The following is a 24,157-nucleotide window of genomic DNA, read 5'->3' as shown; positions in this document are numbered from 1 at the left end:
ATTAATCCCAAGATATTTTCGGAAGAGCTACGCACCGGCATTGATAATCGTCACCGGGCTTGCCCTCGAATGCCCCAATGCTTTTACGCTTCTTCCAGGTCTTCCCTCCATCGTCTGAATAAACGGTAGGGTCTGAGTATTTGCATGTCATATTGTTCAATACGAAATGACTGTCACGCTCTCGCTCATCACCCGCACCACCCCAATCGTATAAATCAATGCCGAGCGCTTTCTGGCGGGTTTCTGTCAGTGCCGAATTCAGTTTTGCCGTCTGGTCACGAGCAATAAGCTTCGCTCGGCTTTCCGTCACCTTGCAGCGCTCACGAATGAGAGAAACAAGGTTTTCATGACGCCCGCCATCAAACAGATTCGTGAACACTTTAGAGCCGATATCATTGATAAAATCAGTCTGTATTGACTTGATTAAATCGATATTCTCTTTCACAGCATCATCAATCTGTTTTTTCACAACCTCATCACCGAGCATCCCTGTTAAATCAATGCCAAACGCCGATTTATAGGTTTTCTGTGTTTGATCTTTATTTTGATCATTAGCATGCTTAACCATGCCAGATGACAAACGCCGCGCCATGTCAGCAATGGACGCATTAGCCAGTTTTTGGATTGCTCTTGAAAGTCTTGAAGTGATTGAGAGTGATGGTGTGTTGGGTGCGTCGTTTAATATTGGTTTTTGCAAGTCCTCTATAACAACATTTTGCATCATCCTGATAAACTCAATGAGCCTGTCGCGATACCAAACTTCTGTTCGTTTACTGGGCGTAGGCGGACGCATTAACCTGTTGCGAGCTTTCAAGCGACCTTGCTTGCGCTCCAGCATCTGTTTCAGGCTGATACCACTGTCCATTATTCACCCCTGCCATAGCTTCGATTTCTTCATTAGTCACAGTCGTCAGCACACCCCGCGCTTGCATTTCGCGCAATGCAATGTCTTCTGTAGCAACGCCGGATTGAACTAAAGAAGTGAACCCAGTCGCATACTGAGTAAATCGTGTTGCTTCGTCAGCTTCATTAATGCTGTCTATTGACGGATATTCGTAGCTGATTGTGTCGATGCTCGCGGCTAGTTTGTCGAGAATGAATTGATCAACAAAGTCTTGCATGGGCCGCAACCGAGTTTCTTGTAACCCGTTGATTGTTTCGTAATACGACTTGTTATCTTCTTCACCAGAGTTAAAGCCGCTAGCAGACTGTCCAAACAAAATGTTGATTGGCCGGTCTAGTGCGCCAGCTAAGACATTTGCCATCTTTGTAATAACGTCAGACAGTCCTGAGAATTGAGCTGTTTTTTGCTCATAGCGGCTCTGCATCGTGCTATCACCGGCGTCCATTAGCATTAAGCCCGTTGACGATTTTGTTTGCTTCATCACACGAGCATATTCGACAACTTGCGTCTCTTGTCCCGCATCAATTTGATTATTTAAACCCGGCAAAAATATGACATCAACATTGGCCTCTTGGATTGTGTCCCCTGTGCTTATAATTGCGGCATCAAATATTTTGATAGCGTCATAGGGCGCTTGAATGTCAGACGTACCGAACTTTGGCATATCTTTTAAGCTATGCTTACCCAGCTTTGTTCTGTGGCAGCGTGAGTGATGAAACTTAAGTTGTTTATTGCCTATATCGATTTGATATGTCTGCGGCTGTCCAAAATAGGGTGAAGCAATATCAGAGATTACGTTGCTGGCTGGTGTGTATTCCTCTTTTCTTAGTACCAAAAACTTAATGATGTCTTCTGACTGTAGATTGAGCGGTTCACTAATCATCTCATCAGCGCAATCAGTTATTGCAACAATCAATGAATCTCCCAACAATGAAGCCCAAGTTAGCGCGTCATGAAATATCTTATAGACTGCTAGTGCTGTTTCTGTGTCTTTGATGCGCTGAACCAGAGAACTATCAATATCACCGGATAATTCGCGGGGTAGCTTCAACATATCATCAGCGGTCTTATCTATGTATTTCTTGACCACCCATGAGTTTTTATACATTGCGAGCAACTCTTTATCAGGCACATCAGCCTTACCATTGCTCGCATATTTTATTGCTGCCACCCGCTCACCGAGCGAAGTCAACATACTGTGAAGACCATCAGTAAGACGGCCAATCATCGTTTTTTTCGTCATCACATGATGTCCCAAACTGTTGTTCTGCCTTTGATATATCCATCTAACCCATACCTAACAGCATCCCAGCAATGATTGTGCGCATCATCAATGACGGGTAACACCTCACCAGTGATACGATCCACTTTGTATGAGTAGAGCCGGGCTTCTTTTGCTGTTTCTTTGCATCGAGTGTGGATGATAATTTTCTTGAATCCGCGTAAGAAAGTAATCCCATCTTCTACGCTGCCTTGCCACTTTTTAGCAGCAGAGATATTGAATCCCTGTCGCTTAAGATAACTGATGGTTTCCGGTCTGGCTGAATCGGCTTTAATAGGCCACTTACGAGACTCGGGCACTTGGTCATAAAACGCGGGCATGTGATCGAGTTCCACCCCAACGCCATGCGCTTCATGTTCTATATATAAGCAATTATCAAGAATGAACATGCGAAGCAATGTATTTGGGTCTTTAGCGAAACCGAAGTCAGCACCAAATAGCAACCTGTCGGCTTGCTTCCACAAATCATCACGGAATGATTCAATCTTGTATTTATTCGCTAATACTTGCTTCTCTGAATTCTCGAGATAAGCGCCTTCCCATATCCATGCATAATCTGAGTAGCTGAGACTTTCCAAATCTTCCTGTCGCTCTTCTTCCAAAACGGCAGGAAACCACGGATTATCACTGTAGTTCATTTCAACAATAATAGAGCTTTTGGGCGGGTTCTTTCTGAATCGCTTATCCGTTGCGCTTCCATCCTTTTCCGGGTTCCATGTCACCCAGATTTCAGAGCCAGACTCACGCACTGTTGGGCGTAGCTTTTTCCAAGCAGTCTCTGATACGGACTCAGCTTCATCAACCCAAGCCAAAAGAATACGCGCTTTTGATTTAATGCTATCTAAGTTATGTCTTAAGCCACAGAAGACATAATTGACCAACCGGTTTTTTGTACGAATGTATTTTTCGCCAATTTCGAAATAGTCATCCAACCATGAGACAGAGCGGATTGCTTGTTTCACTTCTTCCATTGATGATTCTTCGAGAGAGTTCATAAACTCACGAGCGCACAAAATAACCCCGCTTGTACCAGATTCAGCCGCCTGATAAGCCCTAACCGCGCTCATCATTGCAAATGTCCGAGTTTTAGCGCTACCCCTGCCACCGTGTGCGCCACGGTAACGAACATTTTCTTTTGTAAATACAGGTACGAGTTTTGCGGGAATTGGCAGGTCAACTGCTACAGTCATTGTTTTGGCTCAACTCCAACGAGCCGGATTGTAGTTGGTTTTGGAGACATAGAGCCGTCGGGGGACCGGTGATCGATTTCCTGCTTATCTGAATAGCCGTGTTTTGTTAACATCATCTTGGCAATCGTAGAATTAAAATCTCCAGTCAGCCCCTTGTTTATAAGCTTGTTTTCCTGCATGGCCCCTATGCCTTCTAAGATGTCCGAAAACTCGCTGGACTGCTTCCCATATTCATATGCTGTTGAGCGTGCAATAGCCAGGTAACAAGCTAATCCGGCTACACTAGGAACGACATCACCAACTGATTCATAACCGCCGTACAGATAATCCCTTGCCTTAGCGATTAGCTCATCATTCAGCTTGCTAGGGCAACCAACCTGATTTGTTTGTTGTCCCATCTCTTTCCCTTAAATAAAAAAGGCCGCTTAGCGACCATGTTGAACTCTTTCCATCTTGGAAACAGTTGTAATCAGAACTTTCTACTTTTCAGTCTGATAAATCCCCGGCATTTTAAATACCACGCCGGATTGAATCACTGCTATCGAGCACTCTATTAGCAGAATGCTCTGAATTAGTTACTTGCAGTGTTTGAGTATTACGGATATAAAAAAGCCCCAGATAACTGAGGCTGTTACTGACACTGCGTTCTAAAATGATTCTCTATTGCTTCACTCATGCGTCGCATCCAGTCTGCGAGCTTTAAAGCAGCTTCTTTCTCCGATTCTAATTCCGCAAAATCAGTAAATTCCATTTTTGGGGTATATCTACCGAATCGGTCTTTTTCAATAACAAGAATTTGTTCGAGAATTGTTTTTGAATTTGTATGTGATACGTAGTATTTACTGAGTTGCGTTTTCTCTTCTCTGTTTTTTTCAAAGTAAATCAAGTCAACTTCCGTTTTCATTTCTTCACCTGCTGGCACTGAGTTTTAATATACTCTTGCAAGTACTTAGTTTGCTGTTCGTTTTCCGCCATCATTCGGAGGAGATCGTAATAATCTTGCTGAGCTGTTTCTGTAAACTGTGGGGTTCCTGCATTGACCATGCCGCGGGAGGAACCGGCTTTGCCTTGATTACAGGTGGCCGCGATGCGCAACCGGCGATGACCAGCGGCAACATCGTTGCGAAGCACATCAATTTCAGATTTCGCATGAGCAAGTTCCTGCGTGTGTTTAATGTCTAACTCATTCAACATAGTGATGTGAGAGTTCTGATAGTCGATAGTGTCTGTGAGTTGCTGAATGTCTTCTTGCTGCTGCTTTGTAACACGTTGCTCTCTCTGTAACTCAGAGTGATAGTAATACGCTGTCAGTGAAATAACGATTAACGCGAGTATCGTGTAGTAGTGAGCGTTGAATTTCATAACAATAACGCCCCCAGAAACAGAAACCAGCCCCAACTGGCTCGACCACAAATCGCCAAAATAAAACTCCAGAGAAATAACAACGCGGCTAAATTATGCCTAGTCATCCAACCCCCAGCATGTCAGCTCTGACTCTTGAGAACGGCGTTCAACCTGACCGTAACAGCCGTTGACCTGTCCTTTCGTTTGTCTACAGTCTTTACCACCGTCATATATCCAGCGTTTGATTTCAGCGCATGCCCCCTTTTTATCTCCAGCGTTCAGCTTTCGGTAAAAGGTGGAAGAGAAACATTTCGCGGGACCAATGTTATATGGGCAAAAACTCGCGATGCCTGCAATTTGTGGTTCTGTCAACGGGATATGGACATTGTGTTTTACCCAGTCGATAGCCTTTTCCGTTTCAATCCGATTCAGCGTGTTACATTGTTCTTGTGTTAACTTCATCCCCTTGCGAACTGGAGCACCTTCAATCTGAGTTACACCACGACATATTGACCAAACTCCACCAGCATCTTGATATACTGATAGCCAATTGCCTTCTTTCTCGTCTAAGAACTGTGACAATATAGCCGTAGCACTCGCCCCGGAGAGCGCAAGACCAATAACGGCAGCACTTAACTTACTGGCCTTTGTCATTTCTGTTCTCCTGCCTTAGTTGAAACTCTTTCCGCTTGTAATGCCAATTAATTGAAAAGGTTCCAACAGTACAGATAATTCCGACGATAAGCGCCCAATCGTTCAATGATAGTGCTCCAAGCATTGCCGTTAGCGTCCCCCAACAATAAGCTGACGGACTTGTGTATTTGTCCATGAGTTTCATATTTCCACCCCCGTTGGGGATTAAGTCCCCGTGAGTACGGGCGTGAAAAGAAAAAGGCCGCTTATGCGACCTTGATAATTCTGAAAATTATTAATCCAACTCAGGATCATCTAATCCTGCATGGATAACTGTCTTGATTGCCGAAGTCACTTCAAAAAACCTGTCTGTCACAGTGCCTTTTGGAATAGTGAACTCATGAGCGCCATTTGCCACACTGACATGCAAGAGTGAATTTGCATACCATAGTGATATTGCAACATAATACCAATCACCCACACACAGCGTGTCATTTACCATCGTCCCCATTTGAAAATTAAGCCTATAATCCTCATCCAATTGAACTACATGCGCAGGACGATATTCAAGATCCCCTTGTTGATTTATGATGCAAGAACGTACATATGGCTGCTCTACACCCTCTTTATCTTTCCACGATGATGCAGGGAGATCTAAGGATTTATAATATTCTTTCATTAAATCCTGAGCATCACTTTGAAGAAGCTCTTTTCTGGCTTTGTATTTCTCTTGTAGCAGTTTGTGCTGAGAGCGAATATCAGAATAAGTAATTGACATGCCTTTCTCCATAGATTCCTGATGACGAACCAGCATGATTACCACCTTTAATGAAAAATTACTATGACATACATAGAAAAAGGCCGCGTCAGATCGCAGCCTTCGTAATCAATTGAATTCATTCCGTTATGGAAATTCCCTTATCTGCTATCATTAAATCTCGATAAGTAACCATAGCTAATAGGGAGAGGCATTAATGAGTAAAGCAATTAACGAAGCTGTTCGTGAACTGGAAATCAGCATTACAGCTACAGAGCGGATTGTGATTGCAATGTTACAACTGCTTTCACCCGTACAAAAAGATGCCCTGAAAGATATTCTCTTTTCAGAATGTCAAATAGCCTCTGAAACAATTCCTATAGATAACGAACAACTAATCAGAAGAGAAAAACAAATCACTGAGAAGATCCATACTCTTCTGCAAGTCTGAGTATAAGTTCCTGACGTTTTTTCTCCTGCTCAATAAATCCCCCCCACTTGCCATTAGGGTGAGGGGTGTTTACTGCTTCCAAAAACGCTTTGCGGACACAATCTCCACTCTCATTTTCATCATCACATTCGTCAGATACGCCGGTATAGCACTCCATTGCGACAAACGCAGCGGCAACGGCCTCGCCTACAAATGTTGCGTCAATATCACTCAGTCCATCAGGTACCATTTGCGCCAAAATAGTAATGAGTGCTAATCGCGCCTGTTCTTGGGATTCTGGAGATAGTTTGCCAAAGCTCATTCTTGACCTCTCGACAGTAATAAAGAAAAAGGCCACGCCATGCGCAGCCCTATAAATGAAAAACCTCGCAGAATAGCGAGGCTTGTTAATTCGATAAGCTGTGTGACATTGCTATCACTCTTATCATAATATTCAGTTTTTTACGTACGTAAACTCTTTTATTAAATTAGGCTGCAATTTTTTGAACATATTTATCCATTTCCAGTTCTACATCTAGCATTATCAACATTCCTTCAACAACACCCTCCGCTTTTTGTAATTTTTTACCGATGTGGCCGTCAGAGCATTTATACTCATAAGCTAATTGCATGAATGTTTTACCAAACACGTAGTATTCAAATAACAAATCATGAATATCACTATTCTTCTGATTCAGCTTTGCCATACAGCTAGAAATAACAATAGCGTCATCTTCACAGCACTGTGTACGCGATTTAACTTTATTGGGTATCAGCCCACTAAATCCGGCAGCAATAGAAGACCAATAAACGTCTTCTCTATTATCAGCCGTCCATGCCCCCCAGCGCTCTAATACCAATTGAATATCACGCATATGTTTACCTCGGCTATTTTTTGCAATTCGGCAGTACTGTTGCTATACGACAATCGTAACGAGTGCTATATACTTTACGTAGACGACTTTATTTATTCCGACTTCTTGTCTGACTGTAAGAGTTCCATTCCGTTTTTGAGTGACAACATGATGATGCTTTGTTTCATGTCGCAAGAACCTGGCTTCTTCTATCGCTGCTGATATATCAGTGAAGATTGTCATACCGTAGCCTCTTCAATTTCTCATCAAACTCAGCTTTGATCGCTTTGCACTCTTCGATAGTCCATCTATGCCGATCATGATTACTCTCGATAGCTTCTACTGACTCAATGCCAATCCGCTCAATAAGCTCAACTCGATATGGAACCAGGTTCCCCGAGTGATGCTGATTACAGACGATGCATTGCCGTTGAATATTGCGCTCATCAAAGCGTAATTGTGGCGCTGCTGATGTTGTTCTATAGTGCCCTGCGTCCCATCGAGAAGATTCACATGTCCCACATGAAACACAGGGCTTATCTTTGTCGCGATAACGAATATATGCATTAACAGAACGTTGGGCTTGCTGAATAAAATAACTGCGGGGCTTTACTGCTAATCGACGGGCTTTAAGTTTATCTTTCTTCTCTGCTAATTCTTGTTGCTGTTTCTTTTTAAGTGCCCGCTCTGCTTTTTCCTGTTTCTTTTTTCGGTCTTTACTGCCTTTGGCTATTGCGCATTCAATTGAGCACGTATTTTGTAATTGTCTGGCGGGTTGATATTCTTTACAGCACTCATTGCACTCTCTTATTCGAAGTTTTTTCATTTCTATTTCTCCGTCTGTCCCACTTTGATTTCAATAGTTCATGAACGTAATCAAACGTTTTAACTTCTGACTCTGCGGGAACTGGTTTTGATTTTTTATTTGATGGAATGTTATAGATTAGATTATTGATGACTCGCTGAGTCTGTGATGTTTTCTGACTCATTTAATTTATTTCCATCTTTCAATATTAACGTCCCAATACAACGAAGAACGCAACTATCGCAAATATCACTGTTATTCATTCCTGAAACTATTGCATTTACTTCATCTTGCGATTTACCGCAGAAATTACACCAGTGTTTATTACCTGCTATCATTTATCTTGCTCCTGTTTTAATTTCATATATTGCGAGTTATTTGGAATAGTCACTAAGCAACCAATATCAAAGGCCCATTTTTCTACTTGCGTCATGAAATAAAACATTTCACCCGTATCTAATTTTGAAGTCTTTCTCAGAGTCCTGATGCGCTCTGTAAGCTGCGTAGTGAGATCAATAGCTTCTATGACCTCATAACCCAAGAATGTATGTTTAAGTGCCTCTTTAACATCCTCCGGCGTTAATTTGGCATTATTCTTATTCAGATAACGACTTATCTCACCGCACCACATATGAAACGTGGAATTCTGTGGAATTGATCGAATATCTTTCCACGGCTTAATAATAATTCGATGCGGCTGTTTCGTTTGAAGAGTTTCTTTCAATATTTCCCATGCCTGAGATTTATTTGATTCATGAAAACAAAAATCAGCTTCCATTTATCCCCCATTATTTATTCTCTAATAGCTCATCAGGAATTTCTATCTCATCATCTAGTTTAGCTATCATCGAACGGCATATCGCTTCTTTTGCTGTACTGCCTTTCACTACATCAAACCCCGGTCTGTCTGCTACCCAGTGATCGCCTCGCTCAATAACGCTGATGAAATATTCATCTATCAGTTGACCGCATTCGCTCCACGTTGTTGAATAATAAGGTATGTTGTAAAGATTATTATTCAAATACTCTACACTCCAACCATCACAAATAGCAACAGCATAATCTAGCGCACGGCCTGTTAAATTTTCTGTTTTCATTTTCATATTATTCCCCTTTAACTACCTTTAATTTTCCCCCAACAGGAATTATCGGATCTGAGTCGGAATTTGGCGCTCGTAAGTTCCACGCTCTGATAGCATCTCGTTTAATTCTATATGTGAGAGTAATTGGCTTAATTAAACATTTATTACCGGCGCACCCCGCATAAATCCCATCTCCATCGGCAAATAATTCAGCATTGCATTTGCAGAACGGGCATTTATCAAGAGTCAAATAATGCGGCAATTTAGTGTCATAAATCATTTAAAGCTCCTTCGGTGGCTGTGGTAGTGGCATCCAGTGCGTTATCATTGAGTAGTCATCATCAAGCCACCAATCTCCGCGACCAAAATCATCACATATTGACCACAGCCATTCATTTATCTCAAAATCACTTATTGTCCTTACATAACATCCCCAGAAAAACTCGCCGTCAGCATTAAACCATCCGGCAAATACCGGCATATCTAATTCCGGCAATCTGTCACTGCATTTAATCCAGTTCATATCAAAAATCTCCGACATCTACATCCAGTAGAAAATTTTCTATTAATGTGATCTGCCTTTGAGCTAATTTAACGGACTCAGTTAAATTATGTTTGTAAGATAGATTTTCAGTCTCAATGTTGCATATTCTTGAAATTATTCTAAGTAGAACGTAATTGGATTGCTCAATTAACCTTCTTGCATCAGAATCTAATTTCTCTTGCTTTGTAATTTCTGTCATATCACTCCCTCCTACAGGGTTATTTGACTTGTCTGCGATAACTATCCCATGTGAATCCAATGGCAATCGGCGATCCCATTCTCAGGCGGTCAATCACCCGCTCACCCAACACGTCAGCAAGCTGTTGCTGTGGCAAGTTTGTTAGCACACCAACAGGCTTTTTGTTTGCCAGCCGCCGATCCACAACCTGGAAAATTATCAGGTCCTCATTCAGATTTTTTCTCTGCACTCCAACATCATCGAGCACTAGCAAATCAACGTCACACAAATCATCAACTAGTGCAGATTCGCTGATTTTCGTATCCCGCTGATAAGTTTCGCGGACACGCATCATCAAATCAGGCAAAGTAGCAATCAGTATACTTTTGCCATTCTGAATGAGATGATTTCCGATGGCAGCGGCCAAGTGGTTTTTCCCAGTACCAGGATTGCCACTGAAAATAAATCCGCCGAAAGAATGACCAAAGTTCTCAGCATAGCGCCTGGCTTTCGTCAGCGCCTTTTGTTGCTCCAATGTATCTGCGATGTAATTTTCAAACGTGCAGTTTTTGTGCAATGGGCTAATGCCAGAACGCCCCATGATTCTGTTTAAGCGATTCACCCGATTCTCTTCTGCAATGCGTTTTGAGTCAATCTCGCCCTGCTTACGATGCCACTCCATTAAATCATCAGCATTCGTGAATTTGGGCTTGATATGCTCTGGCATCATCCGCCGAAAACGAGCCAGAGTTTGTGCCATGCTCATTAGAAATCCTCCGAAATGAATTGCTCTGTACGCACTGGTTGAGCAATGCGATCACCAACCCGACGAGGATAACGCTGACAGGAATTCTTATTTTGGTAGTTCAATTTCTGACTGGCAGTGATAAACCATTTTTTAGGTTTGTCATACTGAAATTCCAAATCAAGCCTGGTTAGCTCCGTTACCAAGTCGATATTCGTGTATAGACTCTCCCATGCAGAGTAGTCTTTGTGGTTTAAACGGATCACCTGTCCCTCAAACGCATACTTACTTGACATTGAGTGAACACTGGCAGACTGATTTTGATTTTCATCAGTGCAAGCCGGTTCATCGGCTTGGGTGTTTATAGGGTTAAGGGAATCAGGAATCATGTTAAGGGAATCAGCAGGATCAGTTTCATGCTCTTCTGGTGCTTGAACCATACTTGTATTGTGCTCTTCTGGTGCTTCTTTATTATCAGTACCTTGCATTACCTGTTCGGGTATTTCACTAGCCGCTTCTTTGCAATGTGGGTTTTGGTGCTTCTTCCAGTTATTAATCTGGATAAACTCATTCCCATCTACTGCATATCTTGTGATAAAGTTTTTATTGTGTAACTGAGCAAGTAATTTGTCGCAATCTATATCGTCATACGGCAATACCATTGCTTTAATTTTGCGAGGCTTATCTTCAAGCCGCCCCTCACGATCAGCAATAGTCCACAAGCCAGCAAATAATAATCTCGCCAATGGTTCACATTCGGCTAAATCATCATTTGTGAAAAAGCCTGGTTTAATATTTCGTGACCTAGCCATGTCAGCTCCTTAAAATGGTATATCAGTGATTTTGTTTATTGACAGGTTGGGAAGATTAGGACCAATAAATGTGTCTTGCTCCTTTCTATAAGCTTCATACATCTGATCCACTTCGCCCTGAATTAAATAGGCAGTCCCATTTTGAAAGAAAAGTGAGCATTCTCTGTTTTTATCTATGAGATTTTTAACAGCGAATCTTATTAATCTATCGGCTACGGATAATTTGCATCCGAAAATATCAACACCCAAACTTTCAAATAAAGCGTCGAGATTCAGCGCATCCAGCTTTTCAGTGCAAATAACGTCATAACAATCAGCTAATCGTTCAACTGGTTCACCGACTTTTATAAGTCCTGCTTCTTCACATGCAACAATGATCTCTTCAAGGGAAGCATTAAAAAATTCCCTTGATTCATTGATACGGAACTCAAATAACATGTCATGCACAACAGCCTCATCGTTAGATGGATCTCTTGAATAAAAAGCAGCCTCTATTTCAAATTTGAAAGGAACACCAGTAGCAGACGCCAATTCTTTTGCTCTTGCTTCTGGTGAAGTGGTTGTCATGCCAACCTTATATATTCCCGGCATATATTTATTGCTGAGTACATAAATCCAACCTTCAATGCGGAAGTCTTTAGATAATTCCGCATGGGTTATTATTCCACGATGGACTTCCATCTCTCCTAAGTGCATAATTACCTCGCTATAGTGGTATATAGGGGAAATGAGAGTTCCCCCGCTTGACTCATATTGAAAGTTCGATTTGATCAGAAGCCTCAACTGTTACTGAGGCTTTTCTTTTCACTTTTCCTTTCCGTTCCAGCGCTTGGATCAACATCTCTGCGTATTCACCTTCAAATACAATTTTTGATGATTGTGATGGCAGTTCAACAGACCCTTCGGGCAGACCGAATAAAGCGGCAGCTTTACAAGCTAACTTAAATATTCGGTTTTTGTCCCGACTAGATGTTGACGGGTGAATCCCAATTTCTTTTGCAAATTCGTTATTTCCGTACTCCAAAATGCATCGAAGCCAAAAACTCTCTAGCGCCTCCGGCTTACAAGTAATTTTGATACTTTTTGCAATATCCATATGTTAAATTTCCTAAATAAAATTAAATTTATAGCCCAACAACTGGGCTACGCTCCCCGATTAACGAGGAAAATTGCCTACACCTCGCGGCATAGATCCCCACAGTGGCGGGGAGGCGGATTGTTAAAGAGCATGCGAGCTATTAACTCGCGTGGTTAATGCAATCTATTTGTTGAGTTACATGTATCTTCTTGGATAGAGAATTTGCATCTCACTAACTTCACCTTTGAAGTAACAGGATAATTTTTCAGCAGTATCAAGTGATGGACTTTGTACCCCTCGCTCGATCCTGCTTAAGTTTCCAATATCAACGCTTGTCGCTCTGGAAACTTCGGAAATCGTTAATCCTTTTTCTATGCGTATTTTTCGAAGTGGTGTTTTCATCTTTACCTCCTTTTAAATGCGTATTACGCATATTACACCACACAAAAAATATGCGCAATACGCTTTGCGCGAAACGCATTATTAGAATGTAATAGGTCCATGAAAATAGGTGAAAAAATAAGAAAACTTCGCCAAGCGAAGAAAATGACACTCCTTGATTTAGCGACAGCTATAGATAGCGATGTCGGTAACTTGTCTCGCCTTGAGAGAGGGAAACAAGGTTACAGTGATTCAATACTACATAAGATCGCTGAAGCACTATCAGTTCCAGTTGCTGAACTCTTTTCATCAGATGACGTTTTGGGTACTGTAAATAAAGTCAGTCCTAATTCACAAACTGGCTCGAAGGAGAGCGGTATGTATAAAGTTGATGTACTTGATGTTTCAGCTAGTGCTGGCTTTGGTAGTGCAATTAATGATGTTATTGAAGTAATTAGATCTATTGAATATACCGCTCGATATGCGAATACGATATTCGGTGGCAGACCAGAAGGATCTGTAGCACTTATCAACGTTCGTGGGGATTCAATGGAAGGTACAATCGAATCAGGTGATCTGATATTCGTTGATACTAACATCACATTTTTTGATGGTGATGGAATATACGTTTTCTATTTTAACGGAGATTTGTATGTAAAACGCCTTCAAAAAGTTAAATTTGAACTAAAAGTGATATCTGATAATGACAGATATGAAACGTGGTCAATCACAAAAGATGAATGTAAAATGCTGCATATCGAAGGTAAAGTACTTGTTAGTCAATCACAACAAATAAGGCGGCATGGATAGAACACAACTACACATCTATACCCCATGTTTTGAATGTGGTATATAATTACACCAATGGTAAATTTACTTTACTACCGAGGCAATCCATATGAAAAAAGCAACTAAACGTTTTCTTCGCTCTATGGGCTCTATTCTTGATATCAATCCATCAAGTAACTATAGCGAATACAGAGACTTACCAACAGACACAGAATTAATCAGAAATGATTGGAGTTCTGTTGGAAGCTACATCAAGGACTCAATGAAAGACAATGCACAAAAGAAGATCGCCAAGCACGAAGAGGCCAGACCAAATTATTAATCAGTCAGCACCATCATCCAGTGACGCTAAAGACAACAAAACTGAATTACTGGTCAATGAGGTAATAAAAAACCCAGAAGTTTTACAGAAACTTGCATTACGGCCCGAAGGAATTGGAATGATAATGCAAGTTACCACCCTTCGTTCTGGTCCACTACCTGATGCTGATGAATTGTCTAAATATGATCGGATATATCCAGGATTAGCAAAAGAAATTGTCGACATGGCAAGAAGTGCCCAACATTTTCGGCAAGAACAAGGACGAAAATCACTCTCTGGTGACATCTGGAAAGACAGGATCGGGCAAATATTTGCACTTCTTTGCGTCCTAATCATATCTGGCGTAGCTGTTTACATGATATATAGCGGTGAATCCGGGTATGCAACCACATTGATGACCACAGTGCTAGCCTCACTGGCCGGGGTGTTCATCTATGGAAGATATGAAAATTCTAAAGATACCCACTCCAAAAACAAAAAGAACCCCTCAAAAAAATAACCATCACCCAGCTCATATGCTGGGTTTTTCATTACCCAGTCCTCCCAAGTTCTGTTTTAAAACCTAAGTTGAATTACACCTTCAGACACTTCCCAACAAATTTTTTAAACTAAATTTGCTTTAAAAACAAAATGATGAACAACAATCAGAAAACAACTATAAATATGCGCTTGACGCATTTGCGTATTACGCATATATTTAGTTCATCAAAGGCACACAAGATAGCGAACAGGCAAGGAAAGCCCACGAAGTAGCCGCCCGAGGCGCATGAATATCGGGATGATTCGCAAGTGCTAGAAACAACGTAGTACCAGTATCAATAAGGCAGAAAGCCAACTTAACAAGGAAGTTTCGCTCTTTAACAATATGACAAGTATGCCGCGAGGTGTACACCAAAGCGAAGTTAGCTTTGGGGTGTGATGAAACTGGCCGCAGTTGACGTTACAAGATAAGTCCCGCAAGGAAAACTCTCAGTAACGAATGACCGGCGCAGGGTCTCAATTAAGCTAATTAACGGAGGTTCTTATGAATGCAAAACAGCGTTGCAAATTACGCCGCAAAAATCGACGTATGAAAGAGCAAAAGACTCTTAAAGCTAACCGCAATCTTGAAAGAAAGATCGTCGCCACTTTAACGGGGTGTTCAACAAAAACATTAAAAGCTGTCTCACTGTCAGTTATCAAACAAAATAAGACAGTTGAATCATTTAATAACCGTTGCTTACACAACACTTTTCTTTATTCAGTCGGCAAGAAAAGTAGCAATATTACAGCCAGACAATGAGCGAATTTCGCCACACTTGGGAATAACAGGAAATTTTTGGCATGGATGCCAATTATTAATTAAACATATGAGGGTTAAACAATGAACATAACTATGAACGCATTAGACATACAAATCGCGGCAGATAAGACTAAATATGAATCATTAATCGTAGAACTGACTGCGCTGATTGAAGAAGTTGCTCCGTTGTTCAATGTTGAGAATGGCGAAGTCATTTCTTCTGACGCTCTGAAAGCGACTCTGCTTGATACTTATCATCATTATGATCACAACATCAGCATGAGATTCATGAAAAGAAGCCTGAATACAATCAAAGTTATCGGTCCTGCGGCTGTGCTTGAGCTTAGGAAAATTGTCGATGAATTTAATGACCGTTTCCCTCGCGATGACTTAAGAGTACCTTTCATTAATAAATGTGATAATGATTTGTTGATGAAATTATATGAAAACGATTTAATTGAAATAGATACTTACAATAAAGAAGTGATTACTCTCACGGCATCAGGCTCTTTCATGATTGATGATTATTATGAAATGAGAAGAATCTTCATCAGAGCGACCGGTGAATTATTCAAAGAAATCTGATACGAAAATAAAATCGAATTTAATAAAAAAAGGATTTAAAAATTATTTAAGAGGATTAAACAATGTCAGACAATAAAAGACACGTGCACGCTGAACTTATGATGCAGTATGCACAAGACGCAATGAAAACCAACGAGCCGTGGAAGTTGTGGGAAATGTTTTGTTTTGATAGAGAGTGGAGAGGTTTGAATGAACATCCACGATGGGATATCGACAAGGAATATCGCCGCAAGCCCGAAATAATCACTGTCGGCAAAGTGAGTTTTCCGAAGCCCGTTAATTATAATTTAGTTATAGGGACAACTTATTATACTCCAAATCTTATAAATAACTCAAAATTACATAATGTTCATGAAAATCATAAAATATTCATGTGGGAAAATGATAGTTTTGATTTCACGGCACTGGAGCAAGGATTAATTCATTTAACGCCCAGTGCCGCAGAAGAGCATTATGATGCAATATGTAGAATAAATTACGGTCAGTTCTAATATATATGGAGTAGTGAAGCCAGAGGATGGCATTGGAGTATATATCATGAAAATAAACAAACATATTTTTAGCTTAGCTCAGTCTAAAGCTAGAATGGCACGTAATATAGATAGCCAGATAGATTGGGCTATAGCTATGCAATATTTAAGGTTAGCATATGAAGATGATTAAAGAGTGGCTATTCGCTATGTTATTTCCCGCCTGTTTAGTTCTCTTCTCGACGTTAATTTTAATTTTTTTGAGGTAATTATGCTTATAGTCAACTGTGACTCTTTTAAAGTTAATCACACAAAGAAAGGAAATGAAATTGAAATAATCGGAAATGTTGTTATACAAGGAAATTCCGAGGAAGTACTTAATTCAACTAATCTTTATTTCAACGAAGTAAAGGAATATTTCGAGAACAGGGGTTATAAAATAGAGGCTTTGTAATATGAACCCATATGCCGTTTATGATGAAATTGAAGAGAAGCGGTTGGAAGATGAGCATTACAGGGAAATTATATTAGAGCAACAAGGCATGGACGCTGAAACCATTTATAATAAACTCCCGCTCGAATCCACCAAGCTATTCTCAGATATAACAAATAAATATTTCGGCAATATATTTGAAGATAATATCGAAGCAATGAATTTGCTCAATGATTTCTTATATTCTGCCTGTTTGCTGGTAGTAAAACAAAAGGGGTAAATAATGAAACCCGGTATTTATTATGACATATCGAATGAGGATTATCACAACGGTGAGGGGGTGAGTAAGTCGCAATTGGATGATATTGCAAAAAGTCCCGCATTTTATAGATGGAAGAAAAATGCTCCAATCGACACGGAAAAGTTAAAAGCGCTGGATATGGGAACGGCGCTTCATTGCTTATTGTTAGAACCTGATGAATTTTCTAACCGGTTTATTGAAGCACCGGAATTCAATAGACGGACAAATCAGGGAAAAGCAGATGAAAAGGAATTTCTCAAGGATTGTGAAAAGACAGGAAAAACCGTAATGGATTACGAGCAGCATAGAAAACTGAAATTAATGAGAGATAGTGTCATGGCCCACCATGCGGCCAGATATTTTTTAGAAGCTGATGGATATAACGAAGCATCCATTTACTGGTCAGATCCAGACACGGATGAGTTGTGTCGGATGAGGCCAGATAAATTTTTATTAAATCAACCTGTCATTGTTGATGTTAAGAAAGTCGCGGACATGGAAAGGTTTCCGTGTCATATCGAGGAATTTCGCTATCACGTTCAAAATGCAATGTATCAAGAAGGTTATTTGCGTCACTTTGGAGAATCGCCGCTTTTCCTATTTATTGCAGTCAGTGAAAGTATTGATTGTGCCCGCTATCCAGTGCGTGTCTTTGAACTGGATTCAGACGATGTTGATGTCGGGTTCAATCTGTTTAAACAGAATTTACACATTTTCCATGAGTGCCGTATCAACGATGATTGGGGCGGTATCGAACCTATTTCGCGTCCTGACTGGGCCAAACGGAGAAACTAACGTGTCACAAGAAATTACTGCGTTCGAAAATGAACATGAAGCCGATACATCAGCGGCAATTTTTAGCCCTACAGGGCTGCAAAAACTACAGGCATTTGCTGAGGTTATGTCTCAGGGGGTTGCGACCGTTCCGAAACATTTAGCAGGCAAACCAGCCGATTGTCTGGCGGTAGCGTTACAAGCCGCGCAATGGCGAATGAATCCATATGCAGTAGCACAAAAAACACACCTTGTTAATGGGGTATTAGGTTACGAGGCGCAGTTAGTAAACGCAGTGGTTACAAGCTCAAAGGCTGTTCGCGGACGCTTTCATTATCGGTATGGCGGAGATTGGGAGAAAATCACAGGGACCAAGAATAAATCAGATGAAAGCGGATTGTTCGTTGAAGTGGGTGCAATCCTTAATGGTGAGTCTGAAATTACATGGGGAGAACCTATTTATCTGATTGACATTACGACACGAAACTCTCCGCTGTGGAAAACGGCACCTAAACAGCAAATCGCTTATCTGGCTGTGAAATACTGGGCGCGTCTTTATTGCCCTGAAGTGATTTTGGGTGTTTATACGCCTGATGAGCTTGAGTCAGAGCCTCGCGCTATGCGCGATATAACCCCAGTCACAACAAAGCAATCTCTGAATCAATTAATCAACAATAAGTCAATAAAGGATGAGCCAAAAGGCGACAAACGCACGCCTGATGAATTGCTGTGTGATTTTACCGAGGCTGCAAATAACGCAAAAAGTATTGAAGAATTAAATAAGTTCTATACTTACAGCGCTAAAAAACTCGCTAATGAGCAAAGCTCTCTCGATAAAGCCACGGATATTTATCAAATCAGAAAAGATGAGCTAATAACCGTGGATTAAAAAAGTGAACGTTCTAAATAACATGGGGAATTCAGTAAATGACAGAGGAACAGACTAAATATATTGGTAATCCGTGCCCACTCGGGCACACTCTCAGATATATGTCAAACGGCAATTGTATTGAATGTCAGATTGCAGGTCAAAAGAAAGCGAAAAATAAAGTTAAAAAACCAAAGCGAGAGAGTAAAAATAAAGTCAATCCCGACGACTTTACTCACAGAGTATTTATTCTCGGAAATCCAGAAAGATGCAAAGGAACGTAATTATGAATATGTATCTATATATCTATAAATCAAAAGATTCACCCCTGCTTGATATTGAAATTATTCCGCTCGGATACACATTTGAAAAATGGTCGAGAATGTCAAAGAAAGAACAAAATGATGTTATTTCTAAATATATTTTTAACAATCAATCTTATCATTATTTCATCAAAGCTGAATAAATTATTCAATTAAGGGTAATATCATGATTAATGTTGTCAGTTTTTCTGGCGGCAGGACATCGGCATATCTCGTATATATGATGGAACAGCGCAGGAAAGCCGGTGAGAATGTTCAATATGTATTTATGGATACCGGAGCTGAACATCCGAAAACCTACGAATTTATCCGCGATTTAGTCCAGCACTGGAAAATTGATTTAGTTTGTCTGCGAGTGGTTATTAATCCAGCACTTGGAAAAGGAAATAGTTATCAAATTCTAAGCTTGGATGAAATCAAACATGATTTAGAGCCGTGGAAAGCCATGCTGAAAAAATATGGTACACCCTATGTTGGTGGCGAGTTCTGTACGGATAGAATGAAACTCGTCCCCTTTAAAAAATATTGCGACGAACACATTGGAAAAAAAGCGTATCACACATGGATTGGTATTCGGGCCGATGAACAAAAGCGAATAAAGCGCAAGGAACGCACAAGTTATCTTGCAGATATCTCCGATATTGATAAATGGGGTGTTATCGATTGGTGGAGCCGTCAGCAATTTGATTTGCAAATTCCCGAGCATCTGGGTAATTGCTGCTTCTGTATCAAGAAGAGTATTCAGAAAATTGCATTAGCTGCAAAAGATGAGCCAGAACTAGCTGCTCAGTTCTTGAAGATATTGGACTCAAATGACGTTCGAAAAATGGAAAATCGCAATGGAACTGATCTTATCATGTACCGCGGTAAGAATTCATTCGGCGACATCATACAAATGTTCGCTGATGATGAACGGAATGAACTAGCGGCACGGATGCCATCCCAAAAACAATATATTCACGCTGCAATGCAAGATATTCAGTGTGAATGTCAACTCGCTCTATTCTAACCCCATCCATTAATTAATAACCAACCATTATATAGCGGAGGATATATGAAAATTTACAGCATCGAAGTATTTAATTTAAACACTACAGGAGTGTTTTACGGAGAAGCAGTTCCAAAAGGGTGCCTGGGTGTTGTTGTAGACAAATTTAAATTCGATAAATACTACGAAATTTGCGACGGGATTTTCGTTGCTGAGTGTGATGGTCTTGTGCACTGCTATGAGCATAAAAAAGGAACAGCAGAGGGGTTCGCTGGATGCACTATTGTTTTGCCAGTTTTTGAAAAATCTGTTGTTTTCAATAAAAAAGCAATACGACGCAGGGTTTTTAATGGCTCATTGTGGAACACAGTAAACGCTAAACATAAGGCGCAAGAATATTTGAATACAAAACTTTTTGGTATCGGAATCAGAGAATCATGTTATGAAGTTTATTCAGGAGCATTAGCAACAGAAACATTCATGCAGCGAATAGCAAAAGTTGTCATTGTTGGTGAGGCACAACAAAGCCCTCTAATTTAATAATACTGTAGCTTGAGGATTTATTATGGAGAAAACACCGTGGAATCCCTGTAAAAAAGCAATTCAGCGGGTTAAAGACCCGCTACCAATTCCCGTCAGATGTCACTATTGCAATGGGCAAGTGACAATAGCTCATCATGAAAAGATATTTGGTAAAGCACACAGTAAATGGCCTTGGCTATATATCTGCACATCGTGTAGCGCGTATGTGGGGATGCATCCGCACACTGATATTCCGCTAGGAACTCTGGCGGATAAAGCAACTCGGAATGCTAGAATGAGTAGCAAACGCTATTTCGAGGAAATATGGCAATCAGGGAAATTAAGTCGCACGGATGCGTATAAATGGTTAGCAAAACGACTCGGAATTAATAAATGCGAGTGCCACTTCGGCTGGTTCGATATTGACACGTGTCATCGAGCTAAAGAAATTTGTGAAAATATGATTATTAAAAGAGGCAACTATCATGGCTAAAAATACAGAGTCTTTAATATCTGCATGTCACGAGTTAGCAAGAACAGCTAAATGTGACGATTATTTAATTTTGAATGAGATAGCCGATAAATTGAAGTTTCTTCGTAAAGAACGTGACAGCTATAAAGAAATGTTTTTTGATTCTTGCAAGGGTCTTGCTGCTATAGCTAATGCGGCGGGTATTAAAGCGGAAGATGATACAGGCTCGCCAAATCAAATAATTGCTAAGATTAAATCAATGCTTAATATTGACTGGAATTTTACAGAGCATCCAGATATTAAAGTCGGTGAAGAAATGAAGTGCTGGGCTTATGTACGTCGAACAGTAAAGCAGCTTGATTTTGTCGGACAAGATGAAAACGGACAGGATCAATATTTTTATAAAGCGCAGCAGATAAATGAATATGTCACTGTGCTTAATTATTTAAACAAACCGACACCAGATGAAGAACATATTGATACATGGGATTATGAAGAAGATGGAGATATTCCTGAGTGGGCCGTTTACAATGATGCTATAGCTTGGGTGCATGCTGTGGGCTGGCATGAAGAATATAGTCATTATGAATATAACTCTTATTATGAAGAAATAGACAAAAATATCCAAGTATTGGCATGGGCTGAATTTATTCATCCTGCCACGCCGGAGATAAATAATGAATGACCATTTATGCCATCACTTTTATTTTATATGGAAACGAATGTTCAAGCGATACATGATAAATGTTCTTGTCTATCGCGGAATGAGTTTATCAGAAGCAAAAGAAGTCGCTGCATGTGAGATTGAAGCATATTCTAGAAAAGATGGAGACTGGAAATATATTCATCCTCATGATGCTGCACAAGAGGCACTATCTTATTGGAGCGATTAGTTATGGAAATAAGATTAGATAAATATGTCATCACATCAGATGAGTATCAATTTATACTTAATGAGATTAAAATAAATAAGGAGGGTAAAAACATCGGTCAAGAGAGATTGCAAACAATCGGATATTATCCCAGACTGGAGCAATTAATTAAGAAGCTAATTTTATTAGAAATTCGTCGTAGCGACATTAAATCACTGCAAGACATGAGTGATAAAATAAATCAATTTGCAACAGAAATTTCATTGAAAATAAAGTAGGGAAATAAAATCACATGAAATTAATCAGCTTAATAAAGCCAATCGCAGTTAACTACTTTGGCATTGAATTATTAGTTCCGTTTTGGACTAAATTTATAGTCACAGAAAGCAAAGGAATTGTATTGGCATGGAACAAAAGGCCGTCTCAAATTAACGGCAACTGGGACTCTGAATCACCACAATCTCAATATGAAATTGTAGCTATTGTCGAATTAGGAGATACAGACTGGCGTGAAACTCTTATTAAGCTATGAACGAACAAGTTCTTGAAAATGGACGTCGAAAAATAGCAAAGGAATGCTTAAGCGAGCTGACATCTCTCAGCAAATACGACGATAAAGCAGTCACAGCAATACTCGATAAATATACACCCAAGTTTAAATTAATTATGTCTGAGCATCAGAAGAAAAAAGCCAGTCCGAAAAACTGGCTTTCTTATTATGTGAGAAATTTGCAAAAGGAATGTAAGAATGGATAGATACCCTCTAACATTCGAAGAGGCGTGTGATTTTGTTGGTGTATCACCGCCAACATTAAGAAACTGGATTAGAACTGGCAGGCTAGTAGCAGCAAGAAAAGACCCAACAAAGAAGCAGTCCCCTTATCTCATCACAAGGCAAAATTGCATTGCCGCACTAAACAATCCGATCAACACTATAAAAGTGAGCGCGGTTGACGCTAAGGAAGGTAACAAATGTCAATATTCCGCAGAAACAAGACCTGGTACGCCGACATCACGATCCCAGGCGGCAAGAGAATTAAGCAGTCTCTTGGCACAGAGGACAAGCGGCAAGCGCAGGAATTGCATGACAAACTGAGGGCTGATTTGTGGAGGGTAGATAAACTCGGTGATTATCCTGATGTCACGTTTGAAGAGGCTTGTATCAGATGGCTTGAAGAGAAGGCTGACAAGAAGTCAATAGACAAAGATAAGAGCATGATAGAGTTTTGGCTAATCCACTTCTCTGGGGTGATCATAAAAAATATCACAGCAGAGAAGATATATTCCGCAGTAGCAAAAATGGAGAATCGAAAACATCTGGAAAATTGGCAATCAAAGTGTGAAGCAAATAAAAGAAAGGGTAAAGATATTCCCACTTACACCCCAAAACCAGCGGCAAAGGCCACAAAAGGGTTGCACTTGGCGCTTATAAAATCGCTACTCAGGGCAGCAGAGAGAGAGTGGAAATGGATAGATAGGGCACCAATAATCAAAACCAGTCAGCCGAAAAATGGGCGAATACGATGGATCGAGCATCACGAAGCCAAAAGACTTATAGATGAATGCCATGAGCCGTTAAAATCTGTCGTTAAGTTTGCATTAACAACGGGATTGAGAAGGTCAAATATCATCAATTTGGAATGGCAGCAAATCGATATGCAACGAAAAGTAGCTTGGATATACCCTGAGGATAGTAAATCAGGAAAAGCTATTGGAGTAGCTCTAAACGACACGGCGTGCCAAGTGCTGCGTAACCAGATAGGAAATCATCACAAATGGGTGTTCGTGCACAAAAAATCTGCAATAAGAAATGATGGAACGAAGACACCAGCAGTTAGAAAGATGCGGGTTGATGATAACACTGCATGGAATTCTGCGTTAAAGCGAGCTGGGATAGAAAATTTCAGATTCCACGACTTGCGACATACTTGGGCCAGTTGGTTGGTTCAGGCGGGTGTTCCGTTATCAATTCTACAAGAGATGGGGGGATGGGAGTCGATCGAAATGGTGAAGCGCTATGCTCATTTAGCGCCCAACCATTTAACTGAACACGCAAGGCAAATAGATGTGATTTTTGACAGCCACGTCCCATCTACGTCCCAAGCGATTATATCAGGTCAAGTAAACAGCATGTAAC

Annotated in this window: 45 protein-coding genes; 21 read left to right on the top strand and 24 right to left on the bottom strand. The window is 40.5% G+C overall.

Features of this window, described 5'->3' with window-relative positions; all coding sequences use genetic code 11:
• Window position 1 precedes the first annotated feature (1 nt).
• The 9 genes from B0X70_RS19945 to B0X70_RS19905 all read right to left on the bottom strand — a co-directional run bounded on the left by B0X70_RS19945 (window position 2) and on the right by B0X70_RS19905 (window position 6,167).
• On the bottom strand, window positions 2–865 hold the full coding sequence (locus B0X70_RS19945) for a phage head morphogenesis protein (RefSeq protein WP_217470213.1): 864 nt from the start codon (window positions 863–865) through the stop codon (window positions 2–4).
• Window positions 771–2,147: a phage portal protein gene (locus B0X70_RS19940; protein ID WP_217470212.1), complete on the bottom strand. Its 1,377-nt coding sequence runs from the start codon at window positions 2,145–2,147 to the stop codon at window positions 771–773. Before B0X70_RS19940 ends, B0X70_RS19945 begins: the two co-directional genes overlap by 95 nt.
• Window positions 2,147–3,376 carry a PBSX family phage terminase large subunit gene (locus B0X70_RS19935; protein ID WP_217470211.1) on the bottom strand — a complete coding sequence of 410 codons (1,230 nt, stop codon included), beginning with the start codon at window positions 3,374–3,376 and terminating at the stop codon, window positions 2,147–2,149. Before B0X70_RS19935 ends, B0X70_RS19940 begins: the two co-directional genes overlap by 1 nt.
• Window positions 3,373–3,774, bottom strand: coding sequence for a DNA-packaging protein (locus B0X70_RS19930; RefSeq protein WP_217470210.1), 402 nt, complete (start codon window positions 3,772–3,774; stop codon window positions 3,373–3,375). The genes B0X70_RS19935 and B0X70_RS19930 overlap by 4 nt, the downstream gene beginning before the upstream one ends.
• Before the next feature lie 233 nt (window positions 3,775–4,007).
• Complete coding sequence (locus tag B0X70_RS19925; RefSeq protein ID WP_217469671.1) at window positions 4,008–4,280, bottom strand: hypothetical protein; 273 nt, start codon at window positions 4,278–4,280, stop codon at window positions 4,008–4,010.
• The gene (locus B0X70_RS19920; RefSeq protein ID WP_217469672.1) at window positions 4,277–4,738 is read right to left on the bottom strand and encodes a lysis protein; all 462 of its coding nucleotides are present in this window, start codon (window positions 4,736–4,738) and stop codon (window positions 4,277–4,279) included. Before B0X70_RS19920 ends, B0X70_RS19925 begins: the two co-directional genes overlap by 4 nt.
• Before the next feature lie 99 nt (window positions 4,739–4,837).
• Window positions 4,838–5,374 (bottom strand): lysozyme, encoded by a 537-nt coding sequence (locus tag B0X70_RS19915; protein WP_217470209.1) that lies wholly within the window; start codon window positions 5,372–5,374, stop codon window positions 4,838–4,840.
• Window positions 5,358–5,549 carry a phage holin family protein gene (locus B0X70_RS19910; RefSeq protein WP_105396925.1) on the bottom strand — a complete coding sequence of 64 codons (192 nt, stop codon included), beginning with the start codon at window positions 5,547–5,549 and terminating at the stop codon, window positions 5,358–5,360. The genes B0X70_RS19915 and B0X70_RS19910 overlap by 17 nt, the downstream gene beginning before the upstream one ends.
• Before the next feature lie 99 nt (window positions 5,550–5,648).
• On the bottom strand, window positions 5,649–6,167 hold the full coding sequence (locus B0X70_RS19905; protein ID WP_217469675.1) for a hypothetical protein: 519 nt from the start codon (window positions 6,165–6,167) through the stop codon (window positions 5,649–5,651).
• A 160-nt stretch (window positions 6,168–6,327) separates the two neighbouring features.
• Here B0X70_RS19905 and B0X70_RS19900 point away from each other — a divergent pair, with 160 nt between their 5' ends.
• Window positions 6,328–6,561: a hypothetical protein gene (locus B0X70_RS19900; RefSeq protein WP_040153682.1), complete on the top strand. Its 234-nt coding sequence runs from the start codon at window positions 6,328–6,330 to the stop codon at window positions 6,559–6,561.
• Here the strand turns inward: B0X70_RS19900 and B0X70_RS19895 are convergent.
• The 15 genes from B0X70_RS19895 to B0X70_RS19825 all read right to left on the bottom strand — a co-directional run bounded on the left by B0X70_RS19895 (window position 6,527) and on the right by B0X70_RS19825 (window position 13,040).
• Complete coding sequence (locus B0X70_RS19895) at window positions 6,527–6,862, bottom strand: hypothetical protein (protein WP_217469676.1); 336 nt, start codon at window positions 6,860–6,862, stop codon at window positions 6,527–6,529. The two genes, B0X70_RS19900 and B0X70_RS19895, sit on opposite strands and share 35 nt — an antisense overlap.
• A 166-nt stretch (window positions 6,863–7,028) precedes the next feature.
• The gene (locus tag B0X70_RS19890) at window positions 7,029–7,415 is read right to left on the bottom strand and encodes an antiterminator Q family protein (RefSeq protein ID WP_217470208.1); all 387 of its coding nucleotides are present in this window, start codon (window positions 7,413–7,415) and stop codon (window positions 7,029–7,031) included.
• 205 nt (window positions 7,416–7,620) lie between these two features.
• On the bottom strand, window positions 7,621–8,220 hold the full coding sequence (locus B0X70_RS19885) for a recombination protein NinG (RefSeq protein WP_217470207.1): 600 nt from the start codon (window positions 8,218–8,220) through the stop codon (window positions 7,621–7,623).
• Window positions 8,189–8,383, bottom strand: coding sequence for a NinE family protein (locus B0X70_RS19880; RefSeq protein ID WP_217470206.1), 195 nt, complete (start codon window positions 8,381–8,383; stop codon window positions 8,189–8,191). The genes B0X70_RS19885 and B0X70_RS19880 overlap by 32 nt, the downstream gene beginning before the upstream one ends.
• Entirely contained in the window at window positions 8,343–8,537 is a 195-nt protein-coding gene (locus B0X70_RS19875) for a ClpX C4-type zinc finger protein (RefSeq protein WP_217469679.1), read from the bottom strand. The genes B0X70_RS19880 and B0X70_RS19875 overlap by 41 nt, the downstream gene beginning before the upstream one ends.
• Complete coding sequence (locus B0X70_RS19870) at window positions 8,534–8,977, bottom strand: YbcN family protein (RefSeq protein ID WP_217469680.1); 444 nt, start codon at window positions 8,975–8,977, stop codon at window positions 8,534–8,536. Before B0X70_RS19870 ends, B0X70_RS19875 begins: the two co-directional genes overlap by 4 nt.
• Before the next feature lie 10 nt (window positions 8,978–8,987).
• Complete coding sequence (locus B0X70_RS19865; protein ID WP_217470205.1) at window positions 8,988–9,302, bottom strand: phage protein NinX family protein; 315 nt, start codon at window positions 9,300–9,302, stop codon at window positions 8,988–8,990.
• A 1-nt stretch (window position 9,303) separates the two neighbouring features.
• Window positions 9,304–9,561 carry a hypothetical protein gene (locus B0X70_RS19860; RefSeq protein WP_217470204.1) on the bottom strand — a complete coding sequence of 86 codons (258 nt, stop codon included), beginning with the start codon at window positions 9,559–9,561 and terminating at the stop codon, window positions 9,304–9,306.
• A complete protein-coding gene (locus B0X70_RS19855) occupies window positions 9,562–9,804 on the bottom strand; it encodes a DUF551 domain-containing protein (RefSeq protein WP_217470203.1) in 243 nt (80 codons plus the stop codon).
• 1 nt (window position 9,805) lies between these two features.
• On the bottom strand, window positions 9,806–10,024 hold the full coding sequence (locus B0X70_RS19850) for a hypothetical protein (protein WP_217470202.1): 219 nt from the start codon (window positions 10,022–10,024) through the stop codon (window positions 9,806–9,808).
• Window positions 10,025–10,043: 19 nt separating this feature from the next.
• Window positions 10,044–10,769, bottom strand: a complete 726-nt coding sequence (locus B0X70_RS19845; RefSeq protein WP_217470201.1) for an ATP-binding protein — start codon at window positions 10,767–10,769, stop codon at window positions 10,044–10,046.
• A complete protein-coding gene (locus B0X70_RS19840) occupies window positions 10,769–11,560 on the bottom strand; it encodes a hypothetical protein (RefSeq protein ID WP_217470200.1) in 792 nt (263 codons plus the stop codon). Before B0X70_RS19840 ends, B0X70_RS19845 begins: the two co-directional genes overlap by 1 nt.
• Window positions 11,561–11,569: 9 nt before the next feature.
• Window positions 11,570–12,241 (bottom strand): GIY-YIG nuclease family protein, encoded by a 672-nt coding sequence (locus tag B0X70_RS19835; RefSeq protein ID WP_217470199.1) that lies wholly within the window; start codon window positions 12,239–12,241, stop codon window positions 11,570–11,572.
• Window positions 12,242–12,308: 67 nt separating this feature from the next.
• Window positions 12,309–12,656 carry a hypothetical protein gene (locus tag B0X70_RS19830; RefSeq protein ID WP_217470198.1) on the bottom strand — a complete coding sequence of 116 codons (348 nt, stop codon included), beginning with the start codon at window positions 12,654–12,656 and terminating at the stop codon, window positions 12,309–12,311.
• 177 nt (window positions 12,657–12,833) lie between these two features.
• The gene (locus B0X70_RS19825; RefSeq protein ID WP_162107594.1) at window positions 12,834–13,040 is read right to left on the bottom strand and encodes a helix-turn-helix domain-containing protein; all 207 of its coding nucleotides are present in this window, start codon (window positions 13,038–13,040) and stop codon (window positions 12,834–12,836) included.
• Between the two features lie 99 nt (window positions 13,041–13,139).
• Here B0X70_RS19825 and B0X70_RS19820 point away from each other — a divergent pair, with 99 nt between their 5' ends.
• The 20 genes from B0X70_RS19820 to B0X70_RS19735 all read left to right on the top strand — a co-directional run bounded on the left by B0X70_RS19820 (window position 13,140) and on the right by B0X70_RS19735 (window position 24,156).
• A complete protein-coding gene (locus B0X70_RS19820) occupies window positions 13,140–13,829 on the top strand; it encodes an XRE family transcriptional regulator (RefSeq protein WP_217470197.1) in 690 nt (229 codons plus the stop codon).
• Window positions 13,830–13,917: 88 nt separating this feature from the next.
• Window positions 13,918–14,130, top strand: a complete 213-nt coding sequence (locus B0X70_RS19815) for a hypothetical protein (RefSeq protein ID WP_162107592.1) — start codon at window positions 13,918–13,920, stop codon at window positions 14,128–14,130.
• Window positions 14,081–14,629: a DUF2335 domain-containing protein gene (locus B0X70_RS19810; protein WP_217470196.1), complete on the top strand. Its 549-nt coding sequence runs from the start codon at window positions 14,081–14,083 to the stop codon at window positions 14,627–14,629. The genes B0X70_RS19815 and B0X70_RS19810 overlap by 50 nt, the downstream gene beginning before the upstream one ends.
• Before the next feature lie 525 nt (window positions 14,630–15,154).
• Window positions 15,155–15,412: a transcriptional regulator gene (locus tag B0X70_RS19805; protein WP_217470195.1), complete on the top strand. Its 258-nt coding sequence runs from the start codon at window positions 15,155–15,157 to the stop codon at window positions 15,410–15,412.
• A 93-nt stretch (window positions 15,413–15,505) separates the two neighbouring features.
• Entirely contained in the window at window positions 15,506–15,997 is a 492-nt protein-coding gene (locus tag B0X70_RS19800; protein WP_217470194.1) for a hypothetical protein, read from the top strand.
• A 62-nt stretch (window positions 15,998–16,059) separates the two neighbouring features.
• On the top strand, window positions 16,060–16,488 hold the full coding sequence (locus B0X70_RS19795; protein WP_217470193.1) for a hypothetical protein: 429 nt from the start codon (window positions 16,060–16,062) through the stop codon (window positions 16,486–16,488).
• A gap of 46 nt (window positions 16,489–16,534) precedes the next feature.
• The gene (locus B0X70_RS25630) at window positions 16,535–16,660 is read left to right on the top strand and encodes a hypothetical protein (protein WP_256448152.1); all 126 of its coding nucleotides are present in this window, start codon (window positions 16,535–16,537) and stop codon (window positions 16,658–16,660) included.
• 262 nt (window positions 16,661–16,922) lie between these two features.
• Window positions 16,923–17,180: a hypothetical protein gene (locus B0X70_RS19790; protein WP_217470192.1), complete on the top strand. Its 258-nt coding sequence runs from the start codon at window positions 16,923–16,925 to the stop codon at window positions 17,178–17,180.
• Window positions 17,181–17,183: 3 nt separating this feature from the next.
• Complete coding sequence (locus tag B0X70_RS19785; RefSeq protein WP_217470191.1) at window positions 17,184–17,996, top strand: PD-(D/E)XK nuclease-like domain-containing protein; 813 nt, start codon at window positions 17,184–17,186, stop codon at window positions 17,994–17,996.
• A 1-nt stretch (window position 17,997) separates the two neighbouring features.
• The gene (locus B0X70_RS19780; protein WP_269468750.1) at window positions 17,998–18,864 is read left to right on the top strand and encodes a RecT family recombinase; all 867 of its coding nucleotides are present in this window, start codon (window positions 17,998–18,000) and stop codon (window positions 18,862–18,864) included.
• Window positions 18,865–18,902: 38 nt separating this feature from the next.
• On the top strand, window positions 18,903–19,127 hold the full coding sequence (locus B0X70_RS19775) for a hypothetical protein (protein ID WP_217470190.1): 225 nt from the start codon (window positions 18,903–18,905) through the stop codon (window positions 19,125–19,127).
• A gap of 205 nt (window positions 19,128–19,332) precedes the next feature.
• Window positions 19,333–20,175 (top strand): phosphoadenosine phosphosulfate reductase domain-containing protein, encoded by an 843-nt coding sequence (locus B0X70_RS19770; protein ID WP_217470189.1) that lies wholly within the window; start codon window positions 19,333–19,335, stop codon window positions 20,173–20,175.
• Between the two features lie 45 nt (window positions 20,176–20,220).
• Window positions 20,221–20,694 carry a hypothetical protein gene (locus B0X70_RS19765; RefSeq protein WP_217470188.1) on the top strand — a complete coding sequence of 158 codons (474 nt, stop codon included), beginning with the start codon at window positions 20,221–20,223 and terminating at the stop codon, window positions 20,692–20,694.
• A 25-nt stretch (window positions 20,695–20,719) separates the two neighbouring features.
• Window positions 20,720–21,169 carry a zinc-finger-containing protein gene (locus B0X70_RS19760; protein ID WP_217470187.1) on the top strand — a complete coding sequence of 150 codons (450 nt, stop codon included), beginning with the start codon at window positions 20,720–20,722 and terminating at the stop codon, window positions 21,167–21,169.
• Window positions 21,162–21,833: a hypothetical protein gene (locus B0X70_RS19755; RefSeq protein ID WP_217469699.1), complete on the top strand. Its 672-nt coding sequence runs from the start codon at window positions 21,162–21,164 to the stop codon at window positions 21,831–21,833. Before B0X70_RS19760 ends, B0X70_RS19755 begins: the two co-directional genes overlap by 8 nt.
• The gene (locus B0X70_RS19750) at window positions 21,826–22,041 is read left to right on the top strand and encodes a hypothetical protein (RefSeq protein ID WP_217469700.1); all 216 of its coding nucleotides are present in this window, start codon (window positions 21,826–21,828) and stop codon (window positions 22,039–22,041) included. The genes B0X70_RS19755 and B0X70_RS19750 overlap by 8 nt, the downstream gene beginning before the upstream one ends.
• Before the next feature lie 2 nt (window positions 22,042–22,043).
• A complete protein-coding gene (locus tag B0X70_RS19745; protein WP_105396732.1) occupies window positions 22,044–22,298 on the top strand; it encodes a DUF5405 family protein in 255 nt (84 codons plus the stop codon).
• A 14-nt stretch (window positions 22,299–22,312) separates the two neighbouring features.
• Window positions 22,313–22,552 carry a hypothetical protein gene (locus B0X70_RS19740; RefSeq protein ID WP_217470186.1) on the top strand — a complete coding sequence of 80 codons (240 nt, stop codon included), beginning with the start codon at window positions 22,313–22,315 and terminating at the stop codon, window positions 22,550–22,552.
• Window positions 22,553–22,768: 216 nt separating this feature from the next.
• Window positions 22,769–23,116 carry a helix-turn-helix domain-containing protein gene (locus B0X70_RS25395; RefSeq protein ID WP_246593344.1) on the top strand — a complete coding sequence of 116 codons (348 nt, stop codon included), beginning with the start codon at window positions 22,769–22,771 and terminating at the stop codon, window positions 23,114–23,116.
• Entirely contained in the window at window positions 22,999–24,156 is a 1,158-nt protein-coding gene (locus tag B0X70_RS19735) for a site-specific integrase (protein WP_246593543.1), read from the top strand. The genes B0X70_RS25395 and B0X70_RS19735 overlap by 118 nt, the downstream gene beginning before the upstream one ends.
• The last annotated feature ends 1 nt before the right edge of the window (window position 24,157 follow it).

Origin of the sequence: Photorhabdus akhurstii (assembly GCF_019090985.1) — a bacterium.
GTDB classification, from domain to species: domain Bacteria; phylum Pseudomonadota; class Gammaproteobacteria; order Enterobacterales; family Enterobacteriaceae; genus Photorhabdus; species Photorhabdus akhurstii.
Note: the sequence above shows the minus strand (reverse complement) of the source record. Positions and strands in the feature narration are given on the sequence as shown.

Bases quoted from the DNA above. Each gene is read 5' to 3' on its own strand.
- B0X70_RS19945 (WP_217470213.1), bottom strand. From the start codon at position 865: ATGGACAGTGGTATCAGCCTGAAACAGATGCTGGAGCGCAAGCAAGGT.
- B0X70_RS19940 (WP_217470212.1), bottom strand. From the start codon at position 2,147: ATGACGAAAAAAACGATGATTGGCCGTCTTACTGATGGTCTTCACAGT.
- B0X70_RS19935 (WP_217470211.1), bottom strand. From the start codon at position 3,376: ATGACTGTAGCAGTTGACCTGCCAATTCCCGCAAAACTCGTACCTGTA.
- B0X70_RS19930 (WP_217470210.1), bottom strand. From the start codon at position 3,774: ATGGGACAACAAACAAATCAGGTTGGTTGCCCTAGCAAGCTGAATGAT.
- B0X70_RS19925 (WP_217469671.1), bottom strand. From the start codon at position 4,280: ATGAAAACGGAAGTTGACTTGATTTACTTTGAAAAAAACAGAGAAGAG.
- B0X70_RS19920 (WP_217469672.1), bottom strand. From the start codon at position 4,738: ATGAAATTCAACGCTCACTACTACACGATACTCGCGTTAATCGTTATT.
- B0X70_RS19915 (WP_217470209.1), bottom strand. From the start codon at position 5,374: ATGACAAAGGCCAGTAAGTTAAGTGCTGCCGTTATTGGTCTTGCGCTC.
- B0X70_RS19910 (WP_105396925.1), bottom strand. From the start codon at position 5,549: ATGGACAAATACACAAGTCCGTCAGCTTATTGTTGGGGGACGCTAACG.
- B0X70_RS19905 (WP_217469675.1), bottom strand. From the start codon at position 6,167: ATGCTGGTTCGTCATCAGGAATCTATGGAGAAAGGCATGTCAATTACT.
- B0X70_RS19900 (WP_040153682.1), top strand. From the start codon at position 6,328: ATGAGTAAAGCAATTAACGAAGCTGTTCGTGAACTGGAAATCAGCATT.
- B0X70_RS19895 (WP_217469676.1), bottom strand. From the start codon at position 6,862: ATGAGCTTTGGCAAACTATCTCCAGAATCCCAAGAACAGGCGCGATTA.
- B0X70_RS19890 (WP_217470208.1), bottom strand. From the start codon at position 7,415: ATGCGTGATATTCAATTGGTATTAGAGCGCTGGGGGGCATGGACGGCT.
- B0X70_RS19885 (WP_217470207.1), bottom strand. From the start codon at position 8,220: ATGAAAAAACTTCGAATAAGAGAGTGCAATGAGTGCTGTAAAGAATAT.
- B0X70_RS19880 (WP_217470206.1), bottom strand. From the start codon at position 8,383: ATGAGTCAGAAAACATCACAGACTCAGCGAGTCATCAATAATCTAATC.
- B0X70_RS19875 (WP_217469679.1), bottom strand. From the start codon at position 8,537: ATGATAGCAGGTAATAAACACTGGTGTAATTTCTGCGGTAAATCGCAA.
- B0X70_RS19870 (WP_217469680.1), bottom strand. From the start codon at position 8,977: ATGGAAGCTGATTTTTGTTTTCATGAATCAAATAAATCTCAGGCATGG.
- B0X70_RS19865 (WP_217470205.1), bottom strand. From the start codon at position 9,302: ATGAAAATGAAAACAGAAAATTTAACAGGCCGTGCGCTAGATTATGCT.
- B0X70_RS19860 (WP_217470204.1), bottom strand. From the start codon at position 9,561: ATGATTTATGACACTAAATTGCCGCATTATTTGACTCTTGATAAATGC.
- B0X70_RS19855 (WP_217470203.1), bottom strand. From the start codon at position 9,804: ATGAACTGGATTAAATGCAGTGACAGATTGCCGGAATTAGATATGCCG.
- B0X70_RS19850 (WP_217470202.1), bottom strand. From the start codon at position 10,024: ATGACAGAAATTACAAAGCAAGAGAAATTAGATTCTGATGCAAGAAGG.
- B0X70_RS19845 (WP_217470201.1), bottom strand. From the start codon at position 10,769: ATGAGCATGGCACAAACTCTGGCTCGTTTTCGGCGGATGATGCCAGAG.
- B0X70_RS19840 (WP_217470200.1), bottom strand. From the start codon at position 11,560: ATGGCTAGGTCACGAAATATTAAACCAGGCTTTTTCACAAATGATGAT.
- B0X70_RS19835 (WP_217470199.1), bottom strand. From the start codon at position 12,241: ATGGAAGTCCATCGTGGAATAATAACCCATGCGGAATTATCTAAAGAC.
- B0X70_RS19830 (WP_217470198.1), bottom strand. From the start codon at position 12,656: ATGGATATTGCAAAAAGTATCAAAATTACTTGTAAGCCGGAGGCGCTA.
- B0X70_RS19825 (WP_162107594.1), bottom strand. From the start codon at position 13,040: ATGAAAACACCACTTCGAAAAATACGCATAGAAAAAGGATTAACGATT.
- B0X70_RS19820 (WP_217470197.1), top strand. From the start codon at position 13,140: ATGAAAATAGGTGAAAAAATAAGAAAACTTCGCCAAGCGAAGAAAATG.
- B0X70_RS19815 (WP_162107592.1), top strand. From the start codon at position 13,918: ATGAAAAAAGCAACTAAACGTTTTCTTCGCTCTATGGGCTCTATTCTT.
- B0X70_RS19810 (WP_217470196.1), top strand. From the start codon at position 14,081: ATGCACAAAAGAAGATCGCCAAGCACGAAGAGGCCAGACCAAATTATT.
- B0X70_RS19805 (WP_217470195.1), top strand. From the start codon at position 15,155: ATGAATGCAAAACAGCGTTGCAAATTACGCCGCAAAAATCGACGTATG.
- B0X70_RS19800 (WP_217470194.1), top strand. From the start codon at position 15,506: ATGAACGCATTAGACATACAAATCGCGGCAGATAAGACTAAATATGAA.
- B0X70_RS19795 (WP_217470193.1), top strand. From the start codon at position 16,060: ATGTCAGACAATAAAAGACACGTGCACGCTGAACTTATGATGCAGTAT.
- B0X70_RS25630 (WP_256448152.1), top strand. From the start codon at position 16,535: ATGAAAATAAACAAACATATTTTTAGCTTAGCTCAGTCTAAAGCTAGA.
- B0X70_RS19790 (WP_217470192.1), top strand. From the start codon at position 16,923: ATGAACCCATATGCCGTTTATGATGAAATTGAAGAGAAGCGGTTGGAA.
- B0X70_RS19785 (WP_217470191.1), top strand. From the start codon at position 17,184: ATGAAACCCGGTATTTATTATGACATATCGAATGAGGATTATCACAAC.
- B0X70_RS19775 (WP_217470190.1), top strand. From the start codon at position 18,903: ATGACAGAGGAACAGACTAAATATATTGGTAATCCGTGCCCACTCGGG.
- B0X70_RS19770 (WP_217470189.1), top strand. From the start codon at position 19,333: ATGATTAATGTTGTCAGTTTTTCTGGCGGCAGGACATCGGCATATCTC.
- B0X70_RS19765 (WP_217470188.1), top strand. From the start codon at position 20,221: ATGAAAATTTACAGCATCGAAGTATTTAATTTAAACACTACAGGAGTG.
- B0X70_RS19760 (WP_217470187.1), top strand. From the start codon at position 20,720: ATGGAGAAAACACCGTGGAATCCCTGTAAAAAAGCAATTCAGCGGGTT.
- B0X70_RS19755 (WP_217469699.1), top strand. From the start codon at position 21,162: ATGGCTAAAAATACAGAGTCTTTAATATCTGCATGTCACGAGTTAGCA.
- B0X70_RS19750 (WP_217469700.1), top strand. From the start codon at position 21,826: ATGAATGACCATTTATGCCATCACTTTTATTTTATATGGAAACGAATG.
- B0X70_RS19745 (WP_105396732.1), top strand. From the start codon at position 22,044: ATGGAAATAAGATTAGATAAATATGTCATCACATCAGATGAGTATCAA.
- B0X70_RS19740 (WP_217470186.1), top strand. From the start codon at position 22,313: ATGAAATTAATCAGCTTAATAAAGCCAATCGCAGTTAACTACTTTGGC.
- B0X70_RS25395 (WP_246593344.1), top strand. From the start codon at position 22,769: ATGGATAGATACCCTCTAACATTCGAAGAGGCGTGTGATTTTGTTGGT.